Genomic DNA, 22538 nt, shown 5'->3' with positions numbered 1-22538 from the left:
ACTTAAAGGGACACAAGATGAAATCAATTTTTTTAAAGAGTTTATTAATAGGTGCAATGGCTTTTACCGTTTCACCAGTTTACTCACAAGCAGATTCTGACGTTGTAGTACAATCTGACAGCCTTACTAATTTACTTAATATTTTAAATAATGCTCCTGATGATATTACGCCAGAAGAATTACAAAGAGAGTTAGTTGCTGCTATTGAGCAATTTTGTCAAAATATGGGGCCTATTGACCTTGATTCGCCTATTGCAAACGGCACGTGTTCTGCTGAACAACTTGATATATTAATTAACGCGGTTGTTGCCTCTTTAGGTGCAGATAATGCGTTAATTTCTGACTTTTTAGCAGCCTTAGTAACTGCTGGTGCTGATAGTGATGCGGTAACTATTGCTGCAATCACTGCTGGTATAGATGCCACCGTTGCATCTGAAGCTACTGCTGCGGGTCCTACTGATGGTACTCCGGTTGCAGCCCCGCCTGTTGTAGTTTTACCTACAGTTACTGTACCGCCTGGTACGGGTGGTACTGGTGGTGATGCTGGTATATCTGAAGTTGGTAACTAAACACTCTTCTAAAATATAATACAAACGCAGCCTATGGCTGCGTTTTTACTTTATGAGTTTACATTGAATCGTTTTATATTTTTGTTGCTATGCGCAATACTTTTTTTACTACCTATTCCCTTAGGTAGCTACCGCCCTTGGGCTATTTTAGCTATTGGTTTGTTGATTGGTGCCACTTTTTTAGTTCATTTAATTAATAGCGCTATAAATAATAAGCAGCCCCTCTATCCTCCATTGTATTCCTGGCCGTTATTTGTTGCACTTGGTGCTGTTGTTTTAATTTGCTTTATACAAATATTTAGCGTTAGCCTTGACCCGTTTCAAACAAAACAAATGCTTATAAAAACAAGTTTTATGATTTTATTTTGTTGGCTATTATTTATTTATTGTAATACTGAAAAGCGTATTAAAAATTTAATATATGCAATTATAAGTGCAGCCGTTTTTCAAGCTTTGTATGCCACTTATTTAAACCTATCGCCAGATATAATTAGCCCGCTATTTGGCTATAAACATACCGAACGTGCTATTGGTACATTTACCTACTCTAACTTTTTAGCTAACTTTTTAGCTTTATGTTTATGTTTAGGTATTGGTGTTTTAGTGAGCGAGCTAAAACGCTCAACTAGCGATTATAAACAAACATTAAAACAAACACTTCGTGCGTGGACTGAAATACTTTTGAGCTCAAAAATAATTTTACGTATTTCGTTAATTATTATTATTGTGGCGTTAATTTTAACCCGTAGCCGTATGGGTAACTCGGCGTTTTTTATTGCATTAATGGTTGTTAGCTTACTCGCGTTTTTTATTTACAAGCAAAAACCTAAAGCGTTTAAACTACTTATAATAAGTTTTTTTATAATCGATTTGATTATCATTGGTGCTATATTTGATGTAGAAAAAGTTAAACAGCGTATTAGCGAAACCAGTATTTCATCAGAAACCCGTGACGAAGTTGTACGTGATTCAATACCCCTTATTTTAGATAAGCCTTTGTTGGGCTCTGGTGGGGGTACATTTTATACTGCGTTTCCGGCGTATCAGTCTGAGCCTTATTCAGGTTACTACGATAACGCCCATAACGATTACATACAGTTTGCAGTAGAGCTGGGTATACCCACTACAGCTGCACTGGGCTCACTTATACTTTATTGTTTATGGTTATGTATAGCGACTATGCGAAAGCGTAAAACAGCGTTGTTTCAGGGCGTTGCTTTTGGCTGTGCCATTGCAATTATAGATATGCTGCTGCATTCGTTGGTAGATTACTCTTTACAAGCGGGTGCAAACTCAATGTTGTTTATGGCTATTTTATGCTTGGCAATATTAAGTAGTAAATTACCCGCGTCTAAACGAAGTCGAAAAGAGCATGGTTAAATACAAAGCCAAGCAATTACCTAATATAGAGTGATTAGAAGCTGCGCTTCTCACGCGAGCAAGCTCAGCGTCTACGCCAACAATTCACGGTTAACTTGAAAAACTCCGCTTGTTGGCGTAACAAGCGTACCCGTTATAAGTGATTTATGCACTAAGAGGTAAGAGACGCTGCGCTTTTAGAGAAGGAAATAAAACCAAACGCATTTTTTATTAATATTATGTCTTCTCATTTACTCCTCTTTAGCTTCTCTTTGTGCAAATAGATCTTTAATTGATTTATTGGTGAATGGATTAAATAATTTAAGCGTGACTTTCGTAACAAGCGTACCCGTTATAAGTAATTTATTCACTAAGAGGTTATGAGGCGCTGCGCTTTTAGAGAAGGGAATGAACATAAAACACAGTTTTGATTAACATTATGTCTTCTCCTTTACACCTCTTTCGTTTCTCTTTGTGCAAATAGATTTTTAATTGATTTATTGGTGAATGGATTAAATAATTTAAGCGTGGCTTTCGTAACAATCGTACCCATTATAAGAGATTTTTTCACTAAGAGGTTAAGAGGCGCTGCGCTTTTAGAGGAAGTAATAAAACCGAAACTATATCCTGATTGGTATTATGTATTCTCATTTACTCCTCTTTCGTTTCTCTTTGTGCAAATAGTTCTTTAGCTGGTTTTTAAATAAATTGAATAATTTTAAGCATTGCTTTGTAACAGCAGCGCCTGTAATTAGTGATTTTTCACTAAGAGGTTAAGAGGCGCTGCGCTTTTGGAGGAATAAATAAAACAGAAACTATATCCTGATTGGTATTATGTTTTCTCATTTACTCCTCTTTCGTTTCTCTTTGTGCAAATAGACCTTTGATTGATTTTATTAGTAAATAGATCAACAAACGAGTGACAACTTAATAGATTGCTTCATATAGCCTACAAGTCTTCAATTTTGCTATTTTATTTGTACTACACTTAATTCTTATTTTAAAACTGTTTCTTAGTTAATTAAATGCTTGTAGATTAAGCAAAAGGATACCTATGGATACTGATACATTAACAAAAACAGTAATAGGTTGCGCTATAGAAGTACACAGGAATTTAGGGCCTGGGTTATTAGAATCAAGTTACGAAGCTTGCTTAATATATGAATTAAATAAAATTGGCTTATCTGCTAAAAACCAAGTTGAGCTACCTATATATTATAAAGATCAATATATAAATACAGGTTACCGGTTAGATATTTTATTGCCTAATAAATTAATAATTGAACTAAAGGCGGTTGATAAGCTTATTCCAATTCACTCCGCACAATTAATAACTTATATGAAACTTGCAGAAATAAGTACTGGTTTACTAATAAACTTCAATGTTCTAAAGCTAGTCGATGGCATAAAGCGCTTTAATTCATAAAAATTATTTACTTAGGTTTTTAGCTGATTTTTAAATAAATTAAGCGTTGCTTTCGTAACAACCTTACTCCGTATAAGTAATTTATTCACTAAGAGGGTATGAGGCGCTGCGCTTTTAGAGAAGAAATAAAACCGATAATATATCCTGATTGGCATTATGTCTTCTCATTTACTCCTCTTTCGCTTCTCTTTGTGCAAATAGATTTTTAGCTGATTTTTAAATAAATTAAGCGTTGCTTTCGTAACAACCTTACCCCGTGTAAGTAATTTATTCACTAAGAGGGTATGAGGCGCTGCGCTTTTAGAGAAGAAATAAAACCGATAATATATCCTGATTGGCATTATGTCTCTCATTTACTCCTCTTTCGCTTCTCTTTGTGCAAATAGGTTTTTAGCTGGTTTTTAAATAAATTAAGCGTTGCTTTCTTAACAACCTTACTCCGTAATAAGTAATTTATTCAAAAAGAGTTTATGAGGCGCTGCGCTTTTAGAGAAGAAAATAAACACCGAAACTGTATTCTGATTGGCATCGTGTCTTCTCATTTACTCCTCTTTCGCTTCTCTTTGTGAAAATAGATCTTTAATTGATTTATTGGTGAATGGATTAAATAATTTAAGCGTGACTTTCGTAACAAGCGTACCCGTTATAAGTAATTTATTCACTAAGAGTGATATCAGGCGCTGCGCTTTTAGAGAAGAAATAAAACCGATAATATATCCTGATTGGCATTATGTTTTCTCATTTACTCCTCTTTTGTTTCTCTTTGTGCAAATAGGCCTTTAATTTAGCAATTGATTAAGAATTACTGTTCTTCTAAATCAAACTCGGTTAAATGCCCTTCACCGTGTATTAACTGGTAGCGGGCTAAATTCCCTTGCTCTAGTGTTATTAAACTAATAGCAGAGTCGCTTACTAAGTATTTTTGCCCTTCACCTATTGTTTGGTGTTTATCTACTTCCATATGCCTGCGTTTGGTAAAAAAGTTTAATGGGCTTTTTGGGCCGTATAGAATTGAGTCGAGCTTATCGAGTATGTTTATTAATTTACGCGGGAACTCATTTTTAATACCGCTGGCGGTAAGTTGCCAAATTCGATTGGGGTGATCGCCAAAACGTTTTTGCACCGAAAAGCAAAATGAGTAATGTACGTCTCCCGATAAAATAAGCGTTTCGTTTGGGGTGTCGGTTCGTCTAAAGGTATCGAGTAGCTTTTTGGCTGATCCTTCGTGCGCCATCCAGTTTTCTACGTCAACCATGAGCGGTTGGCCACATATGTTAAACATGGCTTGAATGGCTTCTATTGATTTAACACCAAATACAGGGGCTGGCGATACAATAATAACCTGATCGTGGCTTAATAGGCTTTCTTCAAGCTCTGTTAAACGCTCCCAATCAAGTAGACCTGAAGACTCATTAAAGTTTTGCTCATTTCGCCAACGGTGCGTACGTGTATCTAGCACCACTACTTTTGGGGTTGTAGTTAACTCATAATGCCAAAAACTAAAATCGTTTAGTGGTTTATCAAATGCTTTAAACTGCCATAAATTATTAGCAGTACGGCTTTGCTTAAAAGGTGTTAGTAACTCGCCTGTTTTATTTAGTGCATCGTTCCCCATTCCTTGAAAAAGCCAATAACTAATTAAGCCGTTATTGATGATCCGTTTACTACTTGGATTTTCATTTATAGCTTGCTCCCACCCAGCGGTGAGGTTCCAATCATCAGTTACATCATGATCGTCAAACATCATTAATGTAGATACATTGGCAAACAATCGCTCTACTTCACTTAAGCCTTTTGCATAATCAATCAGTGCTGTTTTTTCAGCGTCAAAAATAGTTTTGTTTTGCTTGTTTTGACCTGAATACGTTGTGTTTTGTATATCAACGCATTGCCAAGCAGCAGCACTAAAATTTAATAAATACAGTGCTATATATTCTTCAAAATGGATAAGGTGATTGTAGGCTTTTACGCTTGAAAAATGAGGTTCGTCTTTTTTTAGCCAGTAACCAACACCTAACTTTGAGCGTTTTTGCCAAGGCGTTTTTGGTAAAAACAAATGGCGATTATAAAGTTGCTCATTTATATCATCAGGTAGCTCAATGGCAAGTGGTTGCTCTTTATAAATACCTAAGGCTTTAATTAACTGATGAACAGCTAGCAACATGGGCCCTGCTACGTCGTCGGCATACACCTGATCACCACTGAGTAATAGCAATTGTGCGCCCTGGTTATTATTACCACGCTGAGTATTTTGCCAGTGACTTGCAGACACTAAGCTGTCTTTTGCTGGATGATGTGCATTACGGCACGAGCCATGCAAAATATCACTGAGTTTATTGGGAATTACAAATGCAGGCGTTGTTTGATTGCTATAGCACCACGGCGATAAATCGATTGCTGTATCGTCAATTATAAGTTCATAGCTTAATAAGCTATCTACAGGAAGTTTATTATTTACTGGCTTTATAATCACGAAATGCAGGTACAAATGTTCCCCTAAAGAAACAGTGTGTTGATCGCTATAACATTCGTAATTTATAAGTGTTATTTGGCAGTTTGCAGGCTTGGAGGTAGCAAACTGAATACAAACTCCAGTTTGCTCTGCACGGCGCACCATTGGCCCCATTAGTAAAATAGGAAGGTTTGCCGTGTGAGTAATCATGTATTTAGCCTTTAGCTGCTAATTTAAATAAAGAATAAAAGTTCTCGGTAGTCGCTTTAGCAAGTTCATTAAAGCTAATGCCTTTAAGTTCGCTAATGTAATAAGCAACATCTTCTACGTACGCTGGCTGATTTGTTTGCCCACGATGCGGTACCGGCGCTAAATAAGGCGAGTCGGTTTCTATTAGTAATCTATCTAGCGGGATTTGTTTTACTACTTCTTTTAGCTCTAATGCATTTTTAAAGGTAACAATGCCCGAAATAGAAATATAAAAGCCCATGTCTATCGCTTTTTTAGCCATATCCCAGTCTTCAGTAAAGCAATGTAGTACACCACCGCAGTTTTCGGCTTTGTGCTCACGCATTAAATTAATGGTGTCGGCGCGAGCATCACGAGTATGAATAATTAACGGTTTTTGTAATTCGTTAGCTACTTCAATATGCCCAACAAAACTTGCTTGCTGCACTGCGTGAGTATCTTTTGAATAGTAGTAATCAAGGCCCGTTTCGCCAATGGCAACAACTTTTTCGTGTGAGGCTAAGTCGATTAATTGCTGTTTATTAAGGGCGTCTTTTTGATCAAGTGGATGTACACCACATGAGGCTGATACATCGTCATAATGCTTAATTTTATCAAGCATGCTTGGAAACTGATCAAGCGTTACGCTTACACATAAAAAATGCTCTATTTGCTTTGCACGCGCTTTATCAAGAACTTGGTCAAGGTTTAAGTCTAATTTATCAAAATCAAGACGGTCTAAATGGCAATGAGAATCTACAATCACTATAAGGCCTGTATTATGTTCAGGGTTTAAATTTGTTCGTTTAATTTATTATGTTAGCAATTAAAAGAACCCAATATAGGGCGCGTTAATCTCAATGAAAAACCGACCCTATAACTACATGGTATATGTTTGATCGCCTGAGTTTAACATAGTCCCAAGGAGCTTTTCGATTTTAGCGTTTAGGTTTGTTTTATCGTCTAAAAAGCTAATACCAATACCTGGAGGGTTAGAGCTTTGTGCCCCTTGTGGCGTGATCCACGACACTTTACCAGTTACTACATCATCTTCTAAGGCATCGGGCAAGGTAACTCTAAGGGCTAATGAATGCCCTGCTTCGTAGCGCATATTAGTACGTACAAATAAGCCACCTTTTTTTAAGTAAGGCATATAACAACGGTATAACTCGTCTAAATCGTCTATGTCTACTAGTAGTTCTTGCATGATTAATCCTTTTAAGAATTTCGCAATGTGTATGCTAATCGTGATACAGCTAGCGGTAAATTAAGGCCAAGTACTTGTGTGTTATTTTGTAAAAACTCGCCTAATGCATTTTGCGCACTTTGATAAGCGTCAAAACTCATACCTTGCAGCAATTGATGCTTTAGTTGCACGCTTAAAAACAAAGTAAATATACGAACAAGTTCAGGCTGTTTATTTATTATATCGACTAACGCTTTAAAATTATGACTTTGTTTAAACTCAGTTGCAAACTTATACAGTGTATCAATATTTTTCAGCTGGTCTTGCTGTTGCCAATGCTTTACTTGCAGCGGTTGGTTATAAAATAGTGCTAACCAACTATAGTTAGGAATATCTAATGTCTCTAACCATTGCTGAGCAAGGGCTGTATTTGTTATTTTTACGTCACTTTTAGCGCATCGACTTAAAATAGTTGCAGGGAGCTGTGCTGGTTGGCTTGTAGTTAATATTAGAAAACGGCTATTAGTTGGCTCTTCAAGTGTTTTTAATAATGCGTTAGCTGCTGCAGTAGTCATTTTTTCGCAATTTTCGATTATCGCTACTTTATTACCATTTTGCGCTGCTGAGTGATTCATAAAATCACTAATGCCGCGTATATCATCTACGCCTATGCTTTGCCCGTCGACTTGCGTTAAACGCTTGTCGGGATGAGTACCCGCAAGAGTAAGTAAACAGCTTTTACAATGCCCGCAAGGTTTTAGCATACTGTTTTGCGCAGCTACCTGCTTAGCTATATTTTGGCATAACAAAGCATTACCAAGCTCATCACTTAACTCAAACTTACCTACGCCAACAGGCCCACAAAATAATTGCGCATGATGAAAACGCTCTGCACGATAACTTTGCGCTAAACGTGCTTGGGTATCATGTAGCCACGGCAATGGCATATTATTTTAGGCCTTCAAAAAATGAATGCAGTACATTGGTTATATCGCGATGTACTTTATCAATACTTTGGTTTGCATCAACCGTTTTAATTGTGTTGTCGTCATTAGCAAGTTCAACATAACGCATACGTGTACGCTGAAAAAACTCAATGGCTTCTTGTTCAATACGGTCAAGCTCACCACGCCCTTTTGCACGTTCAAGGCCTATCACTGGATCAATATCAAGGTAAATAGTTAAATCAGGCTTTAAGCCCTTTAATACCATTGACGAAAGTGAAGCTAATGTATTTGAGCTAATACCACGCCCACCACCTTGATACGCCTGAGACGATAAGTCATGACGATCGGCAAGTACCCATTGACCTTTATCAAGCGCTGGGGTAATAACATTGTGCATTAATTGCGAACGTGCTGCGTACATAATAAGCAACTCGGTTTCAAAGGCAATTTCTTCTTCGTGCTCTGCTTTTACAAGCGTACGAAGCGATTCAGCAAGCGGTGTGCCGCCAGGTTCGCGGACGTTAATGAAGTCTATTTTTTGTTTGTTTAAAAAGTCTTGGCATAACGAAATAGCGGTTGATTTACCCGCGCCTTCTAGCCCTTCTATTACTATAAATTTTGATTTCATAAAAATTAATTCTTTTTATTTAATATATACGTTTTAACTGCCGCGTTATGCTGCTTTAACGTGGTTGAAAACTGGTGGCTACCATCGCCTTTTGATACAAAGTAAACGTATTCACTTTGTGGCGGATTAACTGCAGCTAAAATAGCGGCTTTTGATGGCATTGCAATCGGTGTTGGTGGTAAACCATTAATACGATACGTATTGTAAGGCGTATAATCGCGTAAATCTTTGCGTTTAATATCGCCATCAAAATCAGCGCCTAATCCGTATATTACGGTTGGATCGGTCTGTAGGCGCATATTGGTGTTTAATCGATTAACAAACGCTGATGCAATTAACGGACGCTCGCTGGCAAGGCCTGTTTCTTTTTCAATAATTGAAGCCATTATAAGTGCTTCGTATGCTGTTTTGTAAGGGAGCTCAGCTGCGCGCTGCTGCCAAGCACCGTCTAACGTTTGCTGCATTTTTTGCGCTGCTCGTTTTAATACACTGCTTGCAGTATCGTTATTATGATAATGGTAAGTGTCGGGGAATAACCAGCCTTCTAAGTGCGTGTCATTACCCAGTATTTGAGTACTTAGTTCGTCAGTTTTTAAATCGTTTTGTAAATTATCAGCTTTTTTAATAGCACTTAGTACTTCACGTAAGTTTTGCCCTTCGATTATGGTAAAACTAAAGTTGATTTGCTGGCCTTGATTAATTTTTTTTACGTTGTTGATAACGCTATCGGCTGTTAGCTCGTAAAGGCCCGCTTTTAAGTCGGTAAGTGTGGGATCTAATTTGGCAATTACTTGATAACGCCAGCAGCCTTCCACCCAGTTATTAGCTTGCCACTGCTGACATAACTTATTAAAGCCAGTGCCATGCTTAACTTCAAATTGTGTGTTTTGTGCTACTTTTAGCGGGCTATTTATTGTTGCTTGTAATTGCTGGTAACCAATAGCAGTGGTTATAACAGCTAAAAAAAGTACCGATAAAATAACTTTTAACACTCAGCCTCCTTGGCTAATAATCTAGTTAGTAATGCGTGGCTGTCGTCTGTATTAAATACCTGTTGCTCAATACTTTTAACAGGTACTGCTCCCATTAAGCTATTACACACAAATACGGCGTCTGCTTGGATTAAATCTTCTACTTTCACGCGTTTAAATTCAACAGGCAATTTATCACATAACGATTGTAGATAAACGCCCTTTATTCCGCACTCATCAAGCAATGGCGTAAACACACACTTATTTTTAATCGCAAAAATATTAGCTGCTGAAGCTTCAATTACATTGTTATTGTAATCAAGCACTAACACATCATCGCAGTTTTGCGTTTGCATCGCTTTTTTAATTAGCACTTGTTCAAGTCGATTTAATGTTTTAAGGCCCGCTAAATAAGGCTGTGCCGCTAATTTAATCGGGCTTATTTCGAGATTTACACCCTTTTTAGTAAGCGCTTCGTAATTACTAGGGTAGTCCAACACGCTCAATAAAATAGTGACATTACACTCACTTGGCAGCCCATAACCACGTCCGCCTTCGCCTCGCGTTACAAGTATTTTAAGCACGTTTAGTGGTGCAGCGTTTATATGCAAAGCAATTTGATTTTCAAGGCTATTAAAGTCTAACTCAGGAAAACCCAAACGCTGTGCGCATTCAATCAAACGCGCTTTATGATGAGCCCAATGCTGTACTTGCCCATCAACAACCTTAGCGGTTGTAAAAAAGCCATCACCGTAATTTAAGCCCCTGTCACGCGTGCTTAAAGTGCTGTTTTGATCTACTGCTATTATTGTTTGCATTTTGTTTGGCATATAAAAAAAGCCCAGTTAAACAACTGAGCTCTTATAATTTGATTCGTTGTTAAAAAAGATTATACCTTTTTAAATAGCAACGAGCCATTAGTACCACCAAAACCGAACGAGTTACACAGTGCAAAGTCTAACTTTGCATCACGTGCAGTGTGAGCAATATAATCTAAGTCACACCCTTCGTCTGGATTATCAAGGTTGATAGTTGGCGACACTTTTTGATCTGTCAGCGATAAAATCGAAATAATCGATTCAACTGAACCTGCAGCACCTAACAAGTGACCCATCATCGATTTAGACGAGCCTACCATTACATCTTTAGCTGCATTACCAAAAATAGACTTAACAGCGGCAGTTTCTGCTTTGTCGCCTGCATTTGTAGATGTACCGTGTGCGTTAATGTAACCAATTTGCTCAGCGTTTACTTGCGCATCGTTTAGTGCGTTTTGCATTGCAAGTGCAGCACCCGCACCATCTTCTGGTGGTGATGTCATGTGGTACGCATCGCCACTCATACCAAAGCCTACAAGCTCAGCATAAATTTTAGCGCCACGTGCTTTAGCATGTTCGTACTCTTCAACTACAACAACACCAGCGCCGTCAGAAAGCACAAAGCCATCGCGGTCTTTATCCCAAGGGCGAGAAGCCGCTTGTGGATCGTCATTGCGGGTTGAAAGTGCACGCGCAGCATTAAAGCCACCCATACCAATTGGGGTACACGCTTTTTCTGCACCGCCAGCAACCATTGCGTCTGCATCACCGTAGGCAATCATGCGCGCTGCATGGCCAATATTATGCAAACCAGTAGTACAGGCAGTTACAATTGAAATATTTGGACCACGAAGTCCATGCATCATTGATAAATGACCTGAGATCATATTAATAATGGTAGACGGCACATAAAATGGCGATAACTTGCGCGGACCACTATTTAATAGCTTAATATGGTTTTCTTCAATTAACGTAAGCCCACCAATACCTGAACCTACAGCTACACCAATGCGTGCTGCGTTTTGCTCAGTGATTTCAAGGCCTGAATCTTTAAAGGCTTGAACACCCGCTGCAATGCCGTACTGAATAAACAAGTCCATTTTTTTAGTATCTTTCGCTGACATGTATGCAGTTGCATCAAAATCATTTATTAAACCAGCGAATTTAGTACCAAATTTTGATGTATCAAAGTGCGTTATTGTTTGAATGCCACTTTTACCATCTAATAAGCCTTGCCAGGTTGATTGAACATCATTACCTAGCGGCGTCAACATTCCTAAGCCAGTTACGACGACTCGACGTTTAGCCACGGTTTGCCTCCAATAAGGGATATTTTACAAGGGGATGATCATACCCAAGCTACCTCAAAGTGCTAGTCCCAAAATAGATTAAAAACGCATAACACAATCAAAATTATTTTTTAGCTAAAATTGAGCATAGAGATTTAAGTTTTGAATCACGAACTTTGAGGTGGTTTGGATATAAAAAATTAAAGGCAGCGGATGCTGCCTTTAACGTGCGATTAATTACTCAGCGTGTGCTGTAACGTAATCGATAGCAGTTTGTACTGTAGTGATCTTCTCAGCTTCTTCATCTGGGATCTCAGTATCAAACTCTTCTTCAAGAGCCATTACTAGTTCAACAGTATCAAGAGAATCTGCACCTAGGTCATCTACGAAAGAAGATTCATTTTTAACTTCTTCTTCTTTAACACCTAGTTGTTCAATGATAATTTTCTTTACGCGTTCTTGGATATCGCTCATTCTTCTTTCCTTTATTAAAAACGCCAATGCGTTATTTTCAGATTGCGGCGTAGTTTACGCCGCATAATTCTCTGATTCAATGATTTGACCATAAATAATTGTCTGGTCAAACCTCTGAGTGTCTGTTTTGTCTTTTATCGCTTATTTTCGCAGCGATTTCAAGTATGTTTAAAGCAAGTTCACAAATAATTCAATGTTTTTGAGGTAACTTACTTAACTTTATCAAGTAGCAATCTAGGTACAATGGCGATTAAACCATGTACATCGCGCCATTTACATGCAAAGTTTCGCCTGATACATACGCAGCCGCGTCAGATGCTAAATAACATACTGCAGCAGCAATTTCGTCTGGTTGGCCTAAACGCCCTGCTGGAACATTTGCAAGTGTTGCTGCTTTTTGCTCATCAGTTAAATTATCAGTCATGTCTGTTTGAATAAAACCAGGTGCGATTACGTTAACTGTAATACCACGTGATGCAACTTCGCGCGCAAGTGACTTAGAAAAACCAATTACACCCGCTTTAGCCGCTGCATAATTAGCTTGACCTGCATTACCCATAGTACCCACTACTGAGCCAATGTTAATAATACGGCCTTTCTTTTTCTTCATCATTGGACGAAGTACCGCTTTAGATAAACGGAAAACTGAGCTTAAATTAGTGTCGATAATATCGTCCCACTCAGTTTCTTTCATACGCATTAATAAGTTATCGCGTGTAATACCTGCGTTATTTACAAGTACGTCAATATCGCCTAAATCAGCTTTTATTGCAGCAAGTGTTGCTTCAATAGATGCAGGATCGGTTACGTTTAATGCATAACCTTTACCATTGTCACCTAGGTATTCACTGATTTTAGCAGCGCCCGACTCACTTGTCGCAGTACCTGCAACTTTTGCACCTTGTGCAACTAATGTTGTTGCAATTGCTTTACCAATACCACGGCTGGCACCAGTAATTAGGACAACTTTGCCCTCTAATGAAAATAAATTAGACATTTTATATACTCTTATTTAGCTGCATCAATTGAAGCGGCGTCGTTTACTGAGCCACAGATCATTGCTTTATCAATTCGTTTAGCAAGTCCTGTTAATACTTTACCAGGACCAAATTCGTAGCTTTGTGTTACATCTTGCGCAACCAAGGCTTGTACTGTTTCTGTCCAGCGAACTGGGCTGTATAGCTGACGTACTAGTGCGTCTTTAATTGCATCAGCTGACGTTTCAGCTTTTACATCAACATTATTAATTACATCACACTTAGGTGTATTAAATGTTAAAGCGGCTAAGTCAGCTGCTAGCTTGTCAGCTGCTGGCTTCATTAACTCACAATGTGAAGGTACGCTAACAGAAAGTGGTAATGCACGTTTAGCACCGGCATCTTTACATGCTTGCGATGCTCTATCTACTGCTGCTTTATGGCCTGCGATAACAACTTGACCAGGAGAGTTGTAGTTAACTGGAGATACAACCTCACCTTGCGCTGAAGCAGCACAAGCCGCTTTAATTTCTTCATCGCCTAAGCCAATAATAGCAGCCATTGAACCTACGCCTGCTGGCACGGCTTCTTGCATGTATAAACCACGGTTTTCAACAAGCTTTACGGCTTCGCTCAAACTTAATACATCGCTACATACTAACGCTGAGTATTCACCTAAGCTGTGACCCGCCATAATAACGTCTGCATCAGGGTTAGCTGCTAACCAATCACGGTAAATAGCAACACTTGCAGTTAGTAATGCAGGTTGTGTGCGGTGGGTTTGATTTAATTTTTCTTCTGGGCCATTAAGAACTAGCTCTGCTAAGTCGTAACCCAGTGCATTTGACGCTTCTGCAAATGTTGCTTTAACAATGTCAGAACTCTCTAGTAGTTCTTGTAACATACCAACGCTTTGCGAGCCTTGACCTGGGAATAGAAGTGCAATTTTTTGTGCCATACTTTGCTCTTTTTAATTAAACAAATAAATAATGAAATACACGGCACATCAATTATTGATTAACCGCCGTGTCTTTAGAATGTGTTTTTTCGAAAATAGCGGCTATTTTATCAGGAAGTTGACGTTCAACCTCTTTTACCGCTTCATCAATTGCTGCTTGAAATGCTTTAGCTGACGCATTTCCATGACTTTTAACGACAATACCGCGCAATCCTACCAGAGAAGCACCGTTATACTGGTCGGGGTTCACCCTTTTATAGAGTTTTTTTATTATTGGGCGCAATATAAACGCCATACATTTATATAAAAGGTGCTTTTCGAGCGCGGTTGTAAACTTATTCATAATAAGCTTGGCAATGCCTTCACATGTTTTAAGTGCCACGTTACCCACAAATCCTTCGCATACTATGACATCAGCCTTACCCGAAAAAATATCACTTCCTTCGCTGTAACCAATATAATTTATATGTGGGCTTTGCTGCATTAATTGTGCAGCTTGTTTAATGTCGTCGTGGCCTTTAATGTCCTCAGCGCCAATATTTAATAGACTAACGCGAGGATTATCCAAACCAAGTGCTTGTCCAGCAACAATAGAGCCCATAATGCCAAACTGATAGAGCATTTGCGCATCACAATGCACATTAGCACCTAAGTCGAGTAAATATACTGGGTTTTTAAGCTCTGTAGGAACAGATGAAATGAGTGCGGCACGTTTAACACCTGGCAGCATTTTTAATACATAGTGAGCCATAAAAAATAGAGCGCCGGTATTACCTGAGCTAACACATGCTTGAGCCTCGCCCGATTTAACTAAATCTAGGGCAACACGCATAGATGAATCTTTTTTTGAACGCACAGCAATTGCAGGTTCACAGGCATTGGTGACTATTTCACTACAGTGACGAATTATGAGTCTAGGATGAGGTAGAGAATCGAGGGATTCGAGTTCTTTAGATATAACATGTTCATTGCCACATAAAATGAGAGTTAAATTGGCATGAGCATTTACTGCACAAACGGCAGCAGGAATAGATGAACGGGGGCCGTAATCGCCCCCCATCATATCTAACGCTATGGTTAGATCTTTCAGCATATAAGTAATCTCTTATTTAGAAATTACTTGAACGCCTTTGTAGTAACCATCTGCAGTCACATGGTGACGACGATGAGTCTCACCAGATGTTTGATCTACAGTTAAAGTTGGACCACTGATCGCATCGTGTGAACGGCGCATGCCGCGTCTTGCACGAGACTTTTTGCTTTTTTGTACAGCCATAGTCTTCTCCTAAGAATCTTTCTTAAGTTGTTTCAAAATATCAAATGGATTAGGTTTATCATCTTCCGCCTTTAATACACCAAAGCTGGCAGGCTTTGCTGAATAACTGCATGAAGCTTCGTTGTGGGTAGCCACTAATGGAATTGCTAAAATTAGTTCGTCTTCAATTAAATTAAAAACGTTAACTTCACCATTTTCATCAAGCGCTACTTCATCGTAGTCTTCTGGAAAAATATCTAACTCTGTATCTTCACCTACTGGTGAATATGCAAAGTCTTGAACCAAATCCAACCCTAAATCACCATTACAACGTTGACAAATGACAGTAACGTGTGTGGACAAATTGCCTCTAATCACAGCGAAACCTTGATCATCGTTTTTGCAATGTATTTTTACCGCTATTTCACCTACTTCTTCCTGCACAACTTTCTCTAAACGAGTAAGTTTTTCAAGCGGTACAATTCCGTCATACTTTAAACGGTGCTGCGCTGCTTTGCCTGGATGAAGAGTGATGGGAATTTTCACCTTTTGCATAGGGGCTGCATCATATAGATAGTTAGTTTGTTAGTCAAAGTAAAAAACCATTTTTACTTGGTTTTTAACGTGTTTTACTCTCGGATCTGATTTATCCTAACTCAATCTGAATTATCGTAGGAAAACAGTCCGTGAAGCATCCACTCATTTTAGCGTCAAGCTCGCCTTTTAGGCAGTCTTTATTACAAAAATTTAATTTACCATTTGATACGTTTTCACCAGATGTTGACGAATCAGCACTTGAATGCGAAACACCTACCGAACTGGTTAAGCGCTTAAGTGAATTAAAAGCCTCAGCGGCTAATAAACACTTTAACAAAGGGTTAGCTATTGGATCAGACCAAGTCGCTGTGTTTAATAATCAAATTTTAGGTAAACCACATAATAAACAAAATGCCGTAAAACAACTAAATTTATTTAGCGGTAATACTGTAACATTTTTAACAGGGCTTTGTGTTTACGATATTGTAACTGGCACTAAAAAAACCTGCGTAGAACCTTTTAATGTGTCGTTTAAAACACTCAGTGATGCACAAATTAGCGCTTATTGCGATGCTGAGCAGCCTTATAACTGTGCTGGCAGCTTTAAGAGTGAAGGGTTGGGTATCTGTTTATTTGAAAAACTAAGCGGAGACGATCCTAATAGCTTAATTGGATTACCATTAATTAAACTCAGCCAGCTACTGGCTGAGTTTGGTATTGATGTACTTACTGCTCAAAACAAGTTTTAGTTAAATAAATTAGCCAAGCAAAACCTGTTGCAGTTGCAGATAATTATCTACTGTTGCAACAGGGCTAAGCTTATTTAGCTGGTGTGCGTTGTGTACACCCATTGTTACGCCGATTCTATCCATGCCAGCAGCTTTTGCCATGGTCATGTCTATTTGAGTGTCACCAATCATTACAGCGTCTTGAGCGCTTATGCCGAGTTCTTCAAGCAATTGATACAACATATCTGGAGACGGTTTGGACAGTGCCTCATCGCTTGTACGTGTTGCACTAAAAAAATGTCTAAGTTGGCTTTGATCAAGCAAACGCTCTAATCCACCTCTACCTTTACCTGTTGCAACCGCTAAAACAATGCCCTGCTCTTTTAAGGCATTTAAAACGCTGACAACATTAGCAAATACAGGCGTGGGAGTAGTATCCACACTGTATTGATATTTATAACCTGAAATTAACGCTTGGTGCTGCGCTACATTATCAGGAAATAAAACGTCAATTGCTTTTTCAAGCGACATACCAATAATGTTTTTAATGGCTTCGTCACTAGGTGGCACTAAATTAAGTGACTCGGCGCTACTACGAATACAGTTAACTATTTTAGTGACTGAATCCATAACAGTGCCGTCCCAATCAAAAATGACGAGCTTATATTTTTTAATTGGAGTCACTGCAATCACAGTTTTGCATCTCGTAATTTTAGTAATGTATTTTTAAGCGTTTTATCTAGCGGTGCTTCAATACGCATAGTTGTTTCGTTTTTAGGGTGATAAAAACTTAAATCATGTGCGTGTAAAAACAATCGGTTTAACCCAACTTTACGCATAGAATCGTCGAAACCCTGATCGCCATATTTATCGTCGCACGCTATTGGGTGACCTTTACATTGCGTATGCACACGAATTTGGTGCGTACGCCCTGTAACAGGCGATGCTTGTACAAGTGAGCAATCGTTAAAACGTTCAAGTACTTTAAAACGCGTATGTGAAGGTTTTCCCTCAGTGTTATCTACGCGTACTACGCGCTCGCCCGATTTAAGTGTATTTTTACGCAGCCCTTCGGTTACGTTTTTAGTTTTAGAGTCCCACTGCCCTTCTACAAGTGCCCAGTAATTTTTTTCCATTGTTTTTTCACGAAGTTGTTCATGCAACGCTGTTAACACCGAACGACGCTTCGCTATAAGTAAACAACCTGATGTATCACGGTCAAGCCTATGAACTAGCTCAAGGCTACGTTCCTCTGGGCGAAGTGCTCGCAAAGCTTCAATCAAGCCATAACTTAAACCACTGCCGCCATGAACAGCCATACCTGATGGTTTATTTATTACGATAAGGTATTTATCTTCAAATAAAATATCGTTTTCTAGGCGAGTTACTTTGTCTAATTTTGATGGAACAAATTCTTCACGCTCAGCAACCCTGATAGGTGCAATACGAAGTACATCTTCAAGCTGTAGTTTATATACAGGCTTAATACGCTTTTTATTAACGCGTACCTCACCTTTGCGCAAAAGTTTATAAATAGCGCTTTTAGGCACCCCTTTTAAATGGGTAATAAGAAAGTTATCAATACGCTGACCTAAATGGTCTTCGTTGATCGTGACATAAGTTACTTGTAAGTCGTTTTTTTCTGACATTGCCTAATCACTAATTTAAGTAAAATAATTTAGTTGCTAACACTGTAATAATAGTGGGATAATCAGCAGCGCAAATATTTAGTATTTGCAAATAACAACGGTGCTTTTTAACACATTAAAACTTTCGTGATGCACATTCTGGGTAGCCGATCATACAGATCCGAGTTAAGTTTTCCAAAGCTTTTATGCCTCCTCAGTTAACACGTGCGATCAATTAACGGCAATGCGCGTAATATATTGCTGGTTAAGTTTGAACATGAAGCGACTTTTAACGTGCTAGAGAAAGCAATGAACAGATAATTTGTCTGATAGTGACGACGTAAAAAACGTCGTTCAGCACTAGCTCAATTATTGTAGTAACGTATAGCAGCTTATTTAGAACTAAAAAAATCTAATAAATAAGCGTTCATTAACATCGGCAGCGATTTTTGCTCTTAAAACGGATATTAGCGATACATCAGTATGTATTGCTCACCAACTTAATGAGCCTTACGCGCCTAATATGAATGATATTTAGTAAGATTAATATGACAGGCCGACTTCTGGGTAAAACTTGTAAACGTAGCTGAAAAGCCGACAGTTTTAGCACCATTAAGAATTTAATAGCGATAATAATTGCTATTGTTTGCCAGCATTTAAAATACTGCATACGAGAAACAGAGCCGTTCCGTTAAAGACCCAGTCGTGAGGCTGCACATTCTAAAAATAGGGACAACTGAACAGGCGAGAAAAACATCGTCATGTCAGCGACATAAATAAGTAGAGTAACAATATGAAACGTATGCTAATCAATGCAACGCAGCAAGAAGAAATGCGCGTAGCACTGGTTGATGGCCAGCGCCTTTATGATTTAGATATCGAAAGCCCAGGTCACGAACAGAAAAAAGCCAATATTTATAAAGGCAAAATCACTCGCATTGAACCATCTCTTGAAGCAGCATTTGTTGATTACGGTGCTGACCGCCATGGTTTCCTTCCTTTAAAAGAAATTGCCCGTACTTACTTCCCTGCAGGTTACACTTTTCATGGTCGCCCTAACATCCGCGACGTAATAAAAGAAGGTCAAGAAGTTATAGTACAAGTTGATAAAGAAGAGCGTGGCCAAAAAGGCGCTGCGTTAACTACTTTTATCAGTGTTGCTGGTAGCTACTTAGTGCTTATGCCTAACAACCCTCGTGCTGGCGGTATTTCTCGTCGCATTGAAGGTGATGAACGTACTGAACTTAAAGAAGCATTGGGTCGTTTAGAACTTCCTAAAGGTATGGGCTTAATTGTTCGTACAGCGGGTGTTGGTAAATCGTTTGAAGAATTAAACTACGATTTAAAAGCATTATTAGTACATTGGGAAGCAATTAGACAAGCAGCCGATAGTGCTAAAGCGCCATTTTTAATACACCAAGAAAGCAATGTAATATTCCGTGCGATACGCGATTATTTACGTCGTGATATTGGCGAAATTTTAATTGATAAACCACGTGTTTTTGAAGAAGCTAAAGCGCACATTGAGCGTTTTCGTCCTGACTTTATGAGCCGTGTTAAGCTTTATCAAGGCGACACTCCTTTATTTACGCATTACCAAATTGAAAGCCAAATTGAGTCTGCGTTCCAGCGTGAAGTACGTTTGCCTTCTGGTGGTTCAATTGTAATTGACCCAACTGAAGCACTAACGTCTATCGATATCAACTCGTCTAAAGCAACTAAAGGCGGCGATATTGAAGAAACAGCACTTAATACTAACTTAGAAGCAGCCGATGAAATTGCACGTCAATTACGTCTTCGTGACTTAGGTGGTTTAATTGTTATCGACTTTATCGATATGACGCCTCCACGCCATCAACGTGAAGTAGAGAATCGTTTAAAAGATGCTGCTCGTCCAGATCGTGCTCGTGTTCAAATTGGTAAAATCTCGCGCTTTGGTTTACTTGAAATGTCGCGTCAGCGTTTGCGTCCTTCATTAGGTGAAGCAAGCCAAGGCCCATGCCCACGTTGTAGTGGACAAGGTACTATTCGTTCAAACGAATCAATTGCGCTTTCTATTCTTCGTTTAATTGAAGAAGAAGCAATTAAAGACAACACAGCACAAGTAAATGCACAAGTGCCTGTTGCCGTTGCTGCTTATTTATTAAATGAGCAACGTCGTAGTGTTCATCGCATTGAAAAACATCATAAATGTGACGTAGTGATTATTCCTAATCAACATATGGAAACACCACATTACGAAGTTATGCGTTTACGTAAAGACGAAACACTTGAAACGGTAAGTTACGGACAAGTTGTTGCGCCAGAACCTGAAGCATTTGAGATGTCAAAATCACCAAGTGCACCAGTACGTGAAGAGCCAATGCTAAAAGGTGTTGTAATGCCTTCTACACCGGCTCCACAAGCAACGCCTACACCAGTAGTTCAGCCTGTAGTAACAGAGACTAAAACTGAAGGTGGCTTGTTTGAAGCAATCACTAAATGGTTTAAATCGTTATTTGCAAGCGAAACAGTAGAAGAGAAAAAAGAAGCTGTAGAAAAAGAGCAGCAAGAAGCGCGTAATAACGCTCGCCGTGGTAACGATAATCGTCGTCGTAATAACAACCAACGTCGTCGTAATAATAACCCGCGCACTAATAAACCACGCAATGAGCGTCCTGCAGCTGAAGAGGAAGTTAAAACAGACTCACCAGCAGCAACAAGCACCGAGACTCAAGAGAGAAACGAGAACCGCAATAAGCGTCGTCGTAACCCTAACTCTCGTAAGCGCCCAGAGCATAAAAGCGAAGAAAAAGATCAAGTTAAAACTGAAGCCCCTGTAAAAGCAGAAGTAGAAGTAGAAACTGATTCTAAGCCAGCTCAAGCTGTAGAGCCTAAAGAGCAAAAGCCTAAGGTTCGCCGTCAACGTCGTAACATACGTAAAAAAGTACGTCTGCAAGATGAAAACGCTGAGCAAGCTAACTCAACAGAGCAAACACCTGAACAAGCTGTAGTTATTGATACTCCACAAGTTCAAGAGCAAGCGCCTGTTGTAGAAAAGCAAACACAAACTCCGGCAGAAAAAACAGCTCACATTAAAGAAGAGAAAGTTGACGTTGTTGATTCTAACGATGAAGCAGCAACTACTGAAGACGAGCAAGAGCAAACACGTACACGTTCACGCCGTTCTCCTCGTCATCTTCGTGCATCAGGTCAACGTCGTCGACGTCCTGAAGGTGAAGCAGAAGTTAAATCTGACGAAGCCCCTGCATTTGTTCCAGTAGCTGATCAAGCTGCTGCAGAATATGAAGCAGAACTTAAAGCTAAATCTGAAGAAACACCTGTGGATGCAGCGCAGCAAATTGAACAAGCCGTTGCAGTTGAAGACTTAGCAAAAGTTGAAGCTGTAGAAGAGCCAGCTAAAGTTGGAGCGCCTGTAGTAACTGAAGAGCCAGCTAAAGTTGAAACTCCAGTAGCAACTGAAGAGCCAGCTAAAGTTGAAACTCCAGTAGCAACTGAAGAGCCAGCTAAAGTTGAAACTCCTGTAGTAACTGAAGAGCCAGCTAAAGTTGAAGCGCCAGTAGCAACTGAAGAGCCAGCTAAAGTTGAAACGCCAGTAGTAACTGAAGAGCCAGCTAAAGTTGAAACGCCAGTAGTGACTGAAGAGCCAGCTAAAGTTGAAGCGCCAGTAGTAACTGAAGAACCAGCTAAAGTTGAAACTCCAGTAGTAACTGAAGAGCCAGCTAAAGTTGAAGCAAAAGTGAAAACTGAAAAATCAGCACCGCATGTTAAAACAGCGGTTACTCAAGGGTCTGCAAGTGCGCCAATGGCACAGCCTACTCCTGTAGCTGATAGCGAAGTAAAACACACATCTGTAGCAATGGCTCACGATAAACGTGACCTAGTACCAGACAGTGGTTTACGTGCGGGTTCTATCAAACCTGCTGGTCGTGCAAGTTCTGCAATGACTAAAACATTGAGTGTTGATTAATTACTAACACTTATTTAAAAGCCCCGCTATTTAATAAATAGCGGGGCTTTTTTGTTTACATACTTTGAATAATTATTAAAGTTTCTTCACGCCCATAATAAGCGATTTATTCACAAAGAGATTAAGAGACGCTGCGCT

The 22538-nt window shown here is 39.1% G+C and carries 21 protein-coding genes; 5 read left to right on the top strand and 16 right to left on the bottom strand.

The features are described from left to right. The first annotated feature begins 17 nt into the window (after positions 1-17). The 3 genes from GQR38_RS00710 (at position 18) to GQR38_RS00700 (ending at position 3354) form a co-directional block, all read left to right on the top strand. Entirely contained in the window at positions 18-569 is a 552-nt protein-coding gene (locus tag GQR38_RS00710; protein WP_165721452.1) for a hypothetical protein, read from the top strand. A gap of 33 nt (positions 570-602) precedes the next feature. Then, entirely contained in the window at positions 603-1949 is a 1347-nt protein-coding gene (locus GQR38_RS00705) for an O-antigen ligase family protein (RefSeq protein WP_165721451.1), read from the top strand. 1033 nt (positions 1950-2982) lie between these two features. Then, on the top strand, positions 2983-3354 hold the full coding sequence (locus tag GQR38_RS00700) for a GxxExxY protein (protein WP_165721450.1): 372 nt from the start codon (positions 2983-2985) through the stop codon (positions 3352-3354). 802 nt (positions 3355-4156) lie between these two features. Here the strand turns inward: GQR38_RS00700 and GQR38_RS00695 are convergent. The 14 genes from GQR38_RS00695 to yceD all read right to left on the bottom strand — a co-directional run bounded on the left by GQR38_RS00695 (position 4157) and on the right by yceD (position 16092). Then, on the bottom strand, positions 4157-6016 hold the full coding sequence (locus GQR38_RS00695) for an alkaline phosphatase D family protein (RefSeq protein WP_165721449.1): 1860 nt from the start codon (positions 6014-6016) through the stop codon (positions 4157-4159). 4 nt (positions 6017-6020) lie between these two features. Continuing rightward, complete coding sequence (locus GQR38_RS00690) at positions 6021-6800, bottom strand: YchF/TatD family DNA exonuclease (RefSeq protein WP_165721448.1); 780 nt, start codon at positions 6798-6800, stop codon at positions 6021-6023. Between the two features lie 114 nt (positions 6801-6914). Next, complete coding sequence (locus tag GQR38_RS00685) at positions 6915-7241, bottom strand: PilZ domain-containing protein (protein WP_002962367.1); 327 nt, start codon at positions 7239-7241, stop codon at positions 6915-6917. 11 nt (positions 7242-7252) lie between these two features. After that, positions 7253-8167: a DNA polymerase III subunit delta' gene (locus GQR38_RS00680; protein ID WP_165721447.1), complete on the bottom strand. Its 915-nt coding sequence runs from the start codon at positions 8165-8167 to the stop codon at positions 7253-7255. Between the two features lies 1 nt (position 8168). Beyond that, positions 8169-8795: a dTMP kinase gene (tmk, locus tag GQR38_RS00675; protein WP_007585737.1), complete on the bottom strand. Its 627-nt coding sequence runs from the start codon at positions 8793-8795 to the stop codon at positions 8169-8171. A gap of 5 nt (positions 8796-8800) precedes the next feature. Next, positions 8801-9787: an endolytic transglycosylase MltG gene (gene mltG / locus GQR38_RS00670; protein ID WP_165721446.1), complete on the bottom strand. Its 987-nt coding sequence runs from the start codon at positions 9785-9787 to the stop codon at positions 8801-8803. Further along, the gene (gene pabC, locus GQR38_RS00665) at positions 9781-10596 is read right to left on the bottom strand and encodes an aminodeoxychorismate lyase (RefSeq protein WP_165721445.1); all 816 of its coding nucleotides are present in this window, start codon (positions 10594-10596) and stop codon (positions 9781-9783) included. Before pabC ends, mltG begins: the two co-directional genes overlap by 7 nt. 59 nt (positions 10597-10655) lie before the next feature. Next, on the bottom strand, positions 10656-11894 hold the full coding sequence (gene fabF, locus GQR38_RS00660; protein WP_007585731.1) for a beta-ketoacyl-ACP synthase II: 1239 nt from the start codon (positions 11892-11894) through the stop codon (positions 10656-10658). A 216-nt stretch (positions 11895-12110) separates the two neighbouring features. Continuing rightward, a complete protein-coding gene (acpP, locus tag GQR38_RS00655; protein ID WP_002962377.1) occupies positions 12111-12347 on the bottom strand; it encodes an acyl carrier protein in 237 nt (78 codons plus the stop codon). 250 nt (positions 12348-12597) lie between these two features. After that, the gene (fabG, locus tag GQR38_RS00650) at positions 12598-13344 is read right to left on the bottom strand and encodes a 3-oxoacyl-ACP reductase FabG (RefSeq protein WP_101217158.1); all 747 of its coding nucleotides are present in this window, start codon (positions 13342-13344) and stop codon (positions 12598-12600) included. Between the two features lie 11 nt (positions 13345-13355). Then, positions 13356-14282, bottom strand: a complete 927-nt coding sequence (fabD, locus tag GQR38_RS00645; RefSeq protein WP_024590366.1) for an ACP S-malonyltransferase — start codon at positions 14280-14282, stop codon at positions 13356-13358. A gap of 52 nt (positions 14283-14334) precedes the next feature. Further along, positions 14335-15375, bottom strand: a complete 1041-nt coding sequence (gene plsX / locus GQR38_RS00640) for a phosphate acyltransferase PlsX (RefSeq protein WP_007585728.1) — start codon at positions 15373-15375, stop codon at positions 14335-14337. A gap of 12 nt (positions 15376-15387) precedes the next feature. Further along, entirely contained in the window at positions 15388-15558 is a 171-nt protein-coding gene (gene rpmF, locus GQR38_RS00635) for a 50S ribosomal protein L32 (protein ID WP_002962381.1), read from the bottom strand. 9 nt (positions 15559-15567) lie between these two features. Continuing rightward, positions 15568-16092, bottom strand: coding sequence for a 23S rRNA accumulation protein YceD (yceD, locus tag GQR38_RS00630; RefSeq protein WP_007585727.1), 525 nt, complete (start codon positions 16090-16092; stop codon positions 15568-15570). Between the two features lie 131 nt (positions 16093-16223). On the opposite strand from yceD, the gene GQR38_RS00625 reads away from it, so the two are divergent. After that, entirely contained in the window at positions 16224-16823 is a 600-nt protein-coding gene (locus tag GQR38_RS00625) for a Maf family protein (protein ID WP_121954231.1), read from the top strand. A gap of 9 nt (positions 16824-16832) precedes the next feature. Here the strand turns inward: GQR38_RS00625 and GQR38_RS00620 are convergent, their stop codons facing one another. Together GQR38_RS00620 and rluC are read right to left on the bottom strand one after the other, a co-directional pair. Beyond that, positions 16833-17495 carry an HAD-IA family hydrolase gene (locus tag GQR38_RS00620; protein WP_197183869.1) on the bottom strand — a complete coding sequence of 221 codons (663 nt, stop codon included), beginning with the start codon at positions 17493-17495 and terminating at the stop codon, positions 16833-16835. Then, positions 17492-18451 (bottom strand): 23S rRNA pseudouridine(955/2504/2580) synthase RluC, encoded by a 960-nt coding sequence (gene rluC, locus GQR38_RS00615; RefSeq protein ID WP_010554171.1) that lies wholly within the window; start codon positions 18449-18451, stop codon positions 17492-17494. The genes GQR38_RS00620 and rluC overlap by 4 nt, the downstream gene beginning before the upstream one ends. A 772-nt stretch (positions 18452-19223) precedes the next feature. Between rluC and rne the strand changes: the two genes are divergently transcribed. Next, the gene (gene rne, locus GQR38_RS00610) at positions 19224-22400 is read left to right on the top strand and encodes a ribonuclease E (RefSeq protein WP_165721444.1); all 3177 of its coding nucleotides are present in this window, start codon (positions 19224-19226) and stop codon (positions 22398-22400) included. Positions 22401-22538 lie beyond the last annotated feature (138 nt).

This window comes from Pseudoalteromonas sp. c7(2019) (genome assembly GCF_011378625.1).
Lineage (GTDB): Bacteria > Pseudomonadota > Gammaproteobacteria > Enterobacterales > Alteromonadaceae > Pseudoalteromonas > Pseudoalteromonas arctica.
Note: the sequence above shows the minus strand (reverse complement) of the source record. Positions and strands in the feature narration are given on the sequence as shown.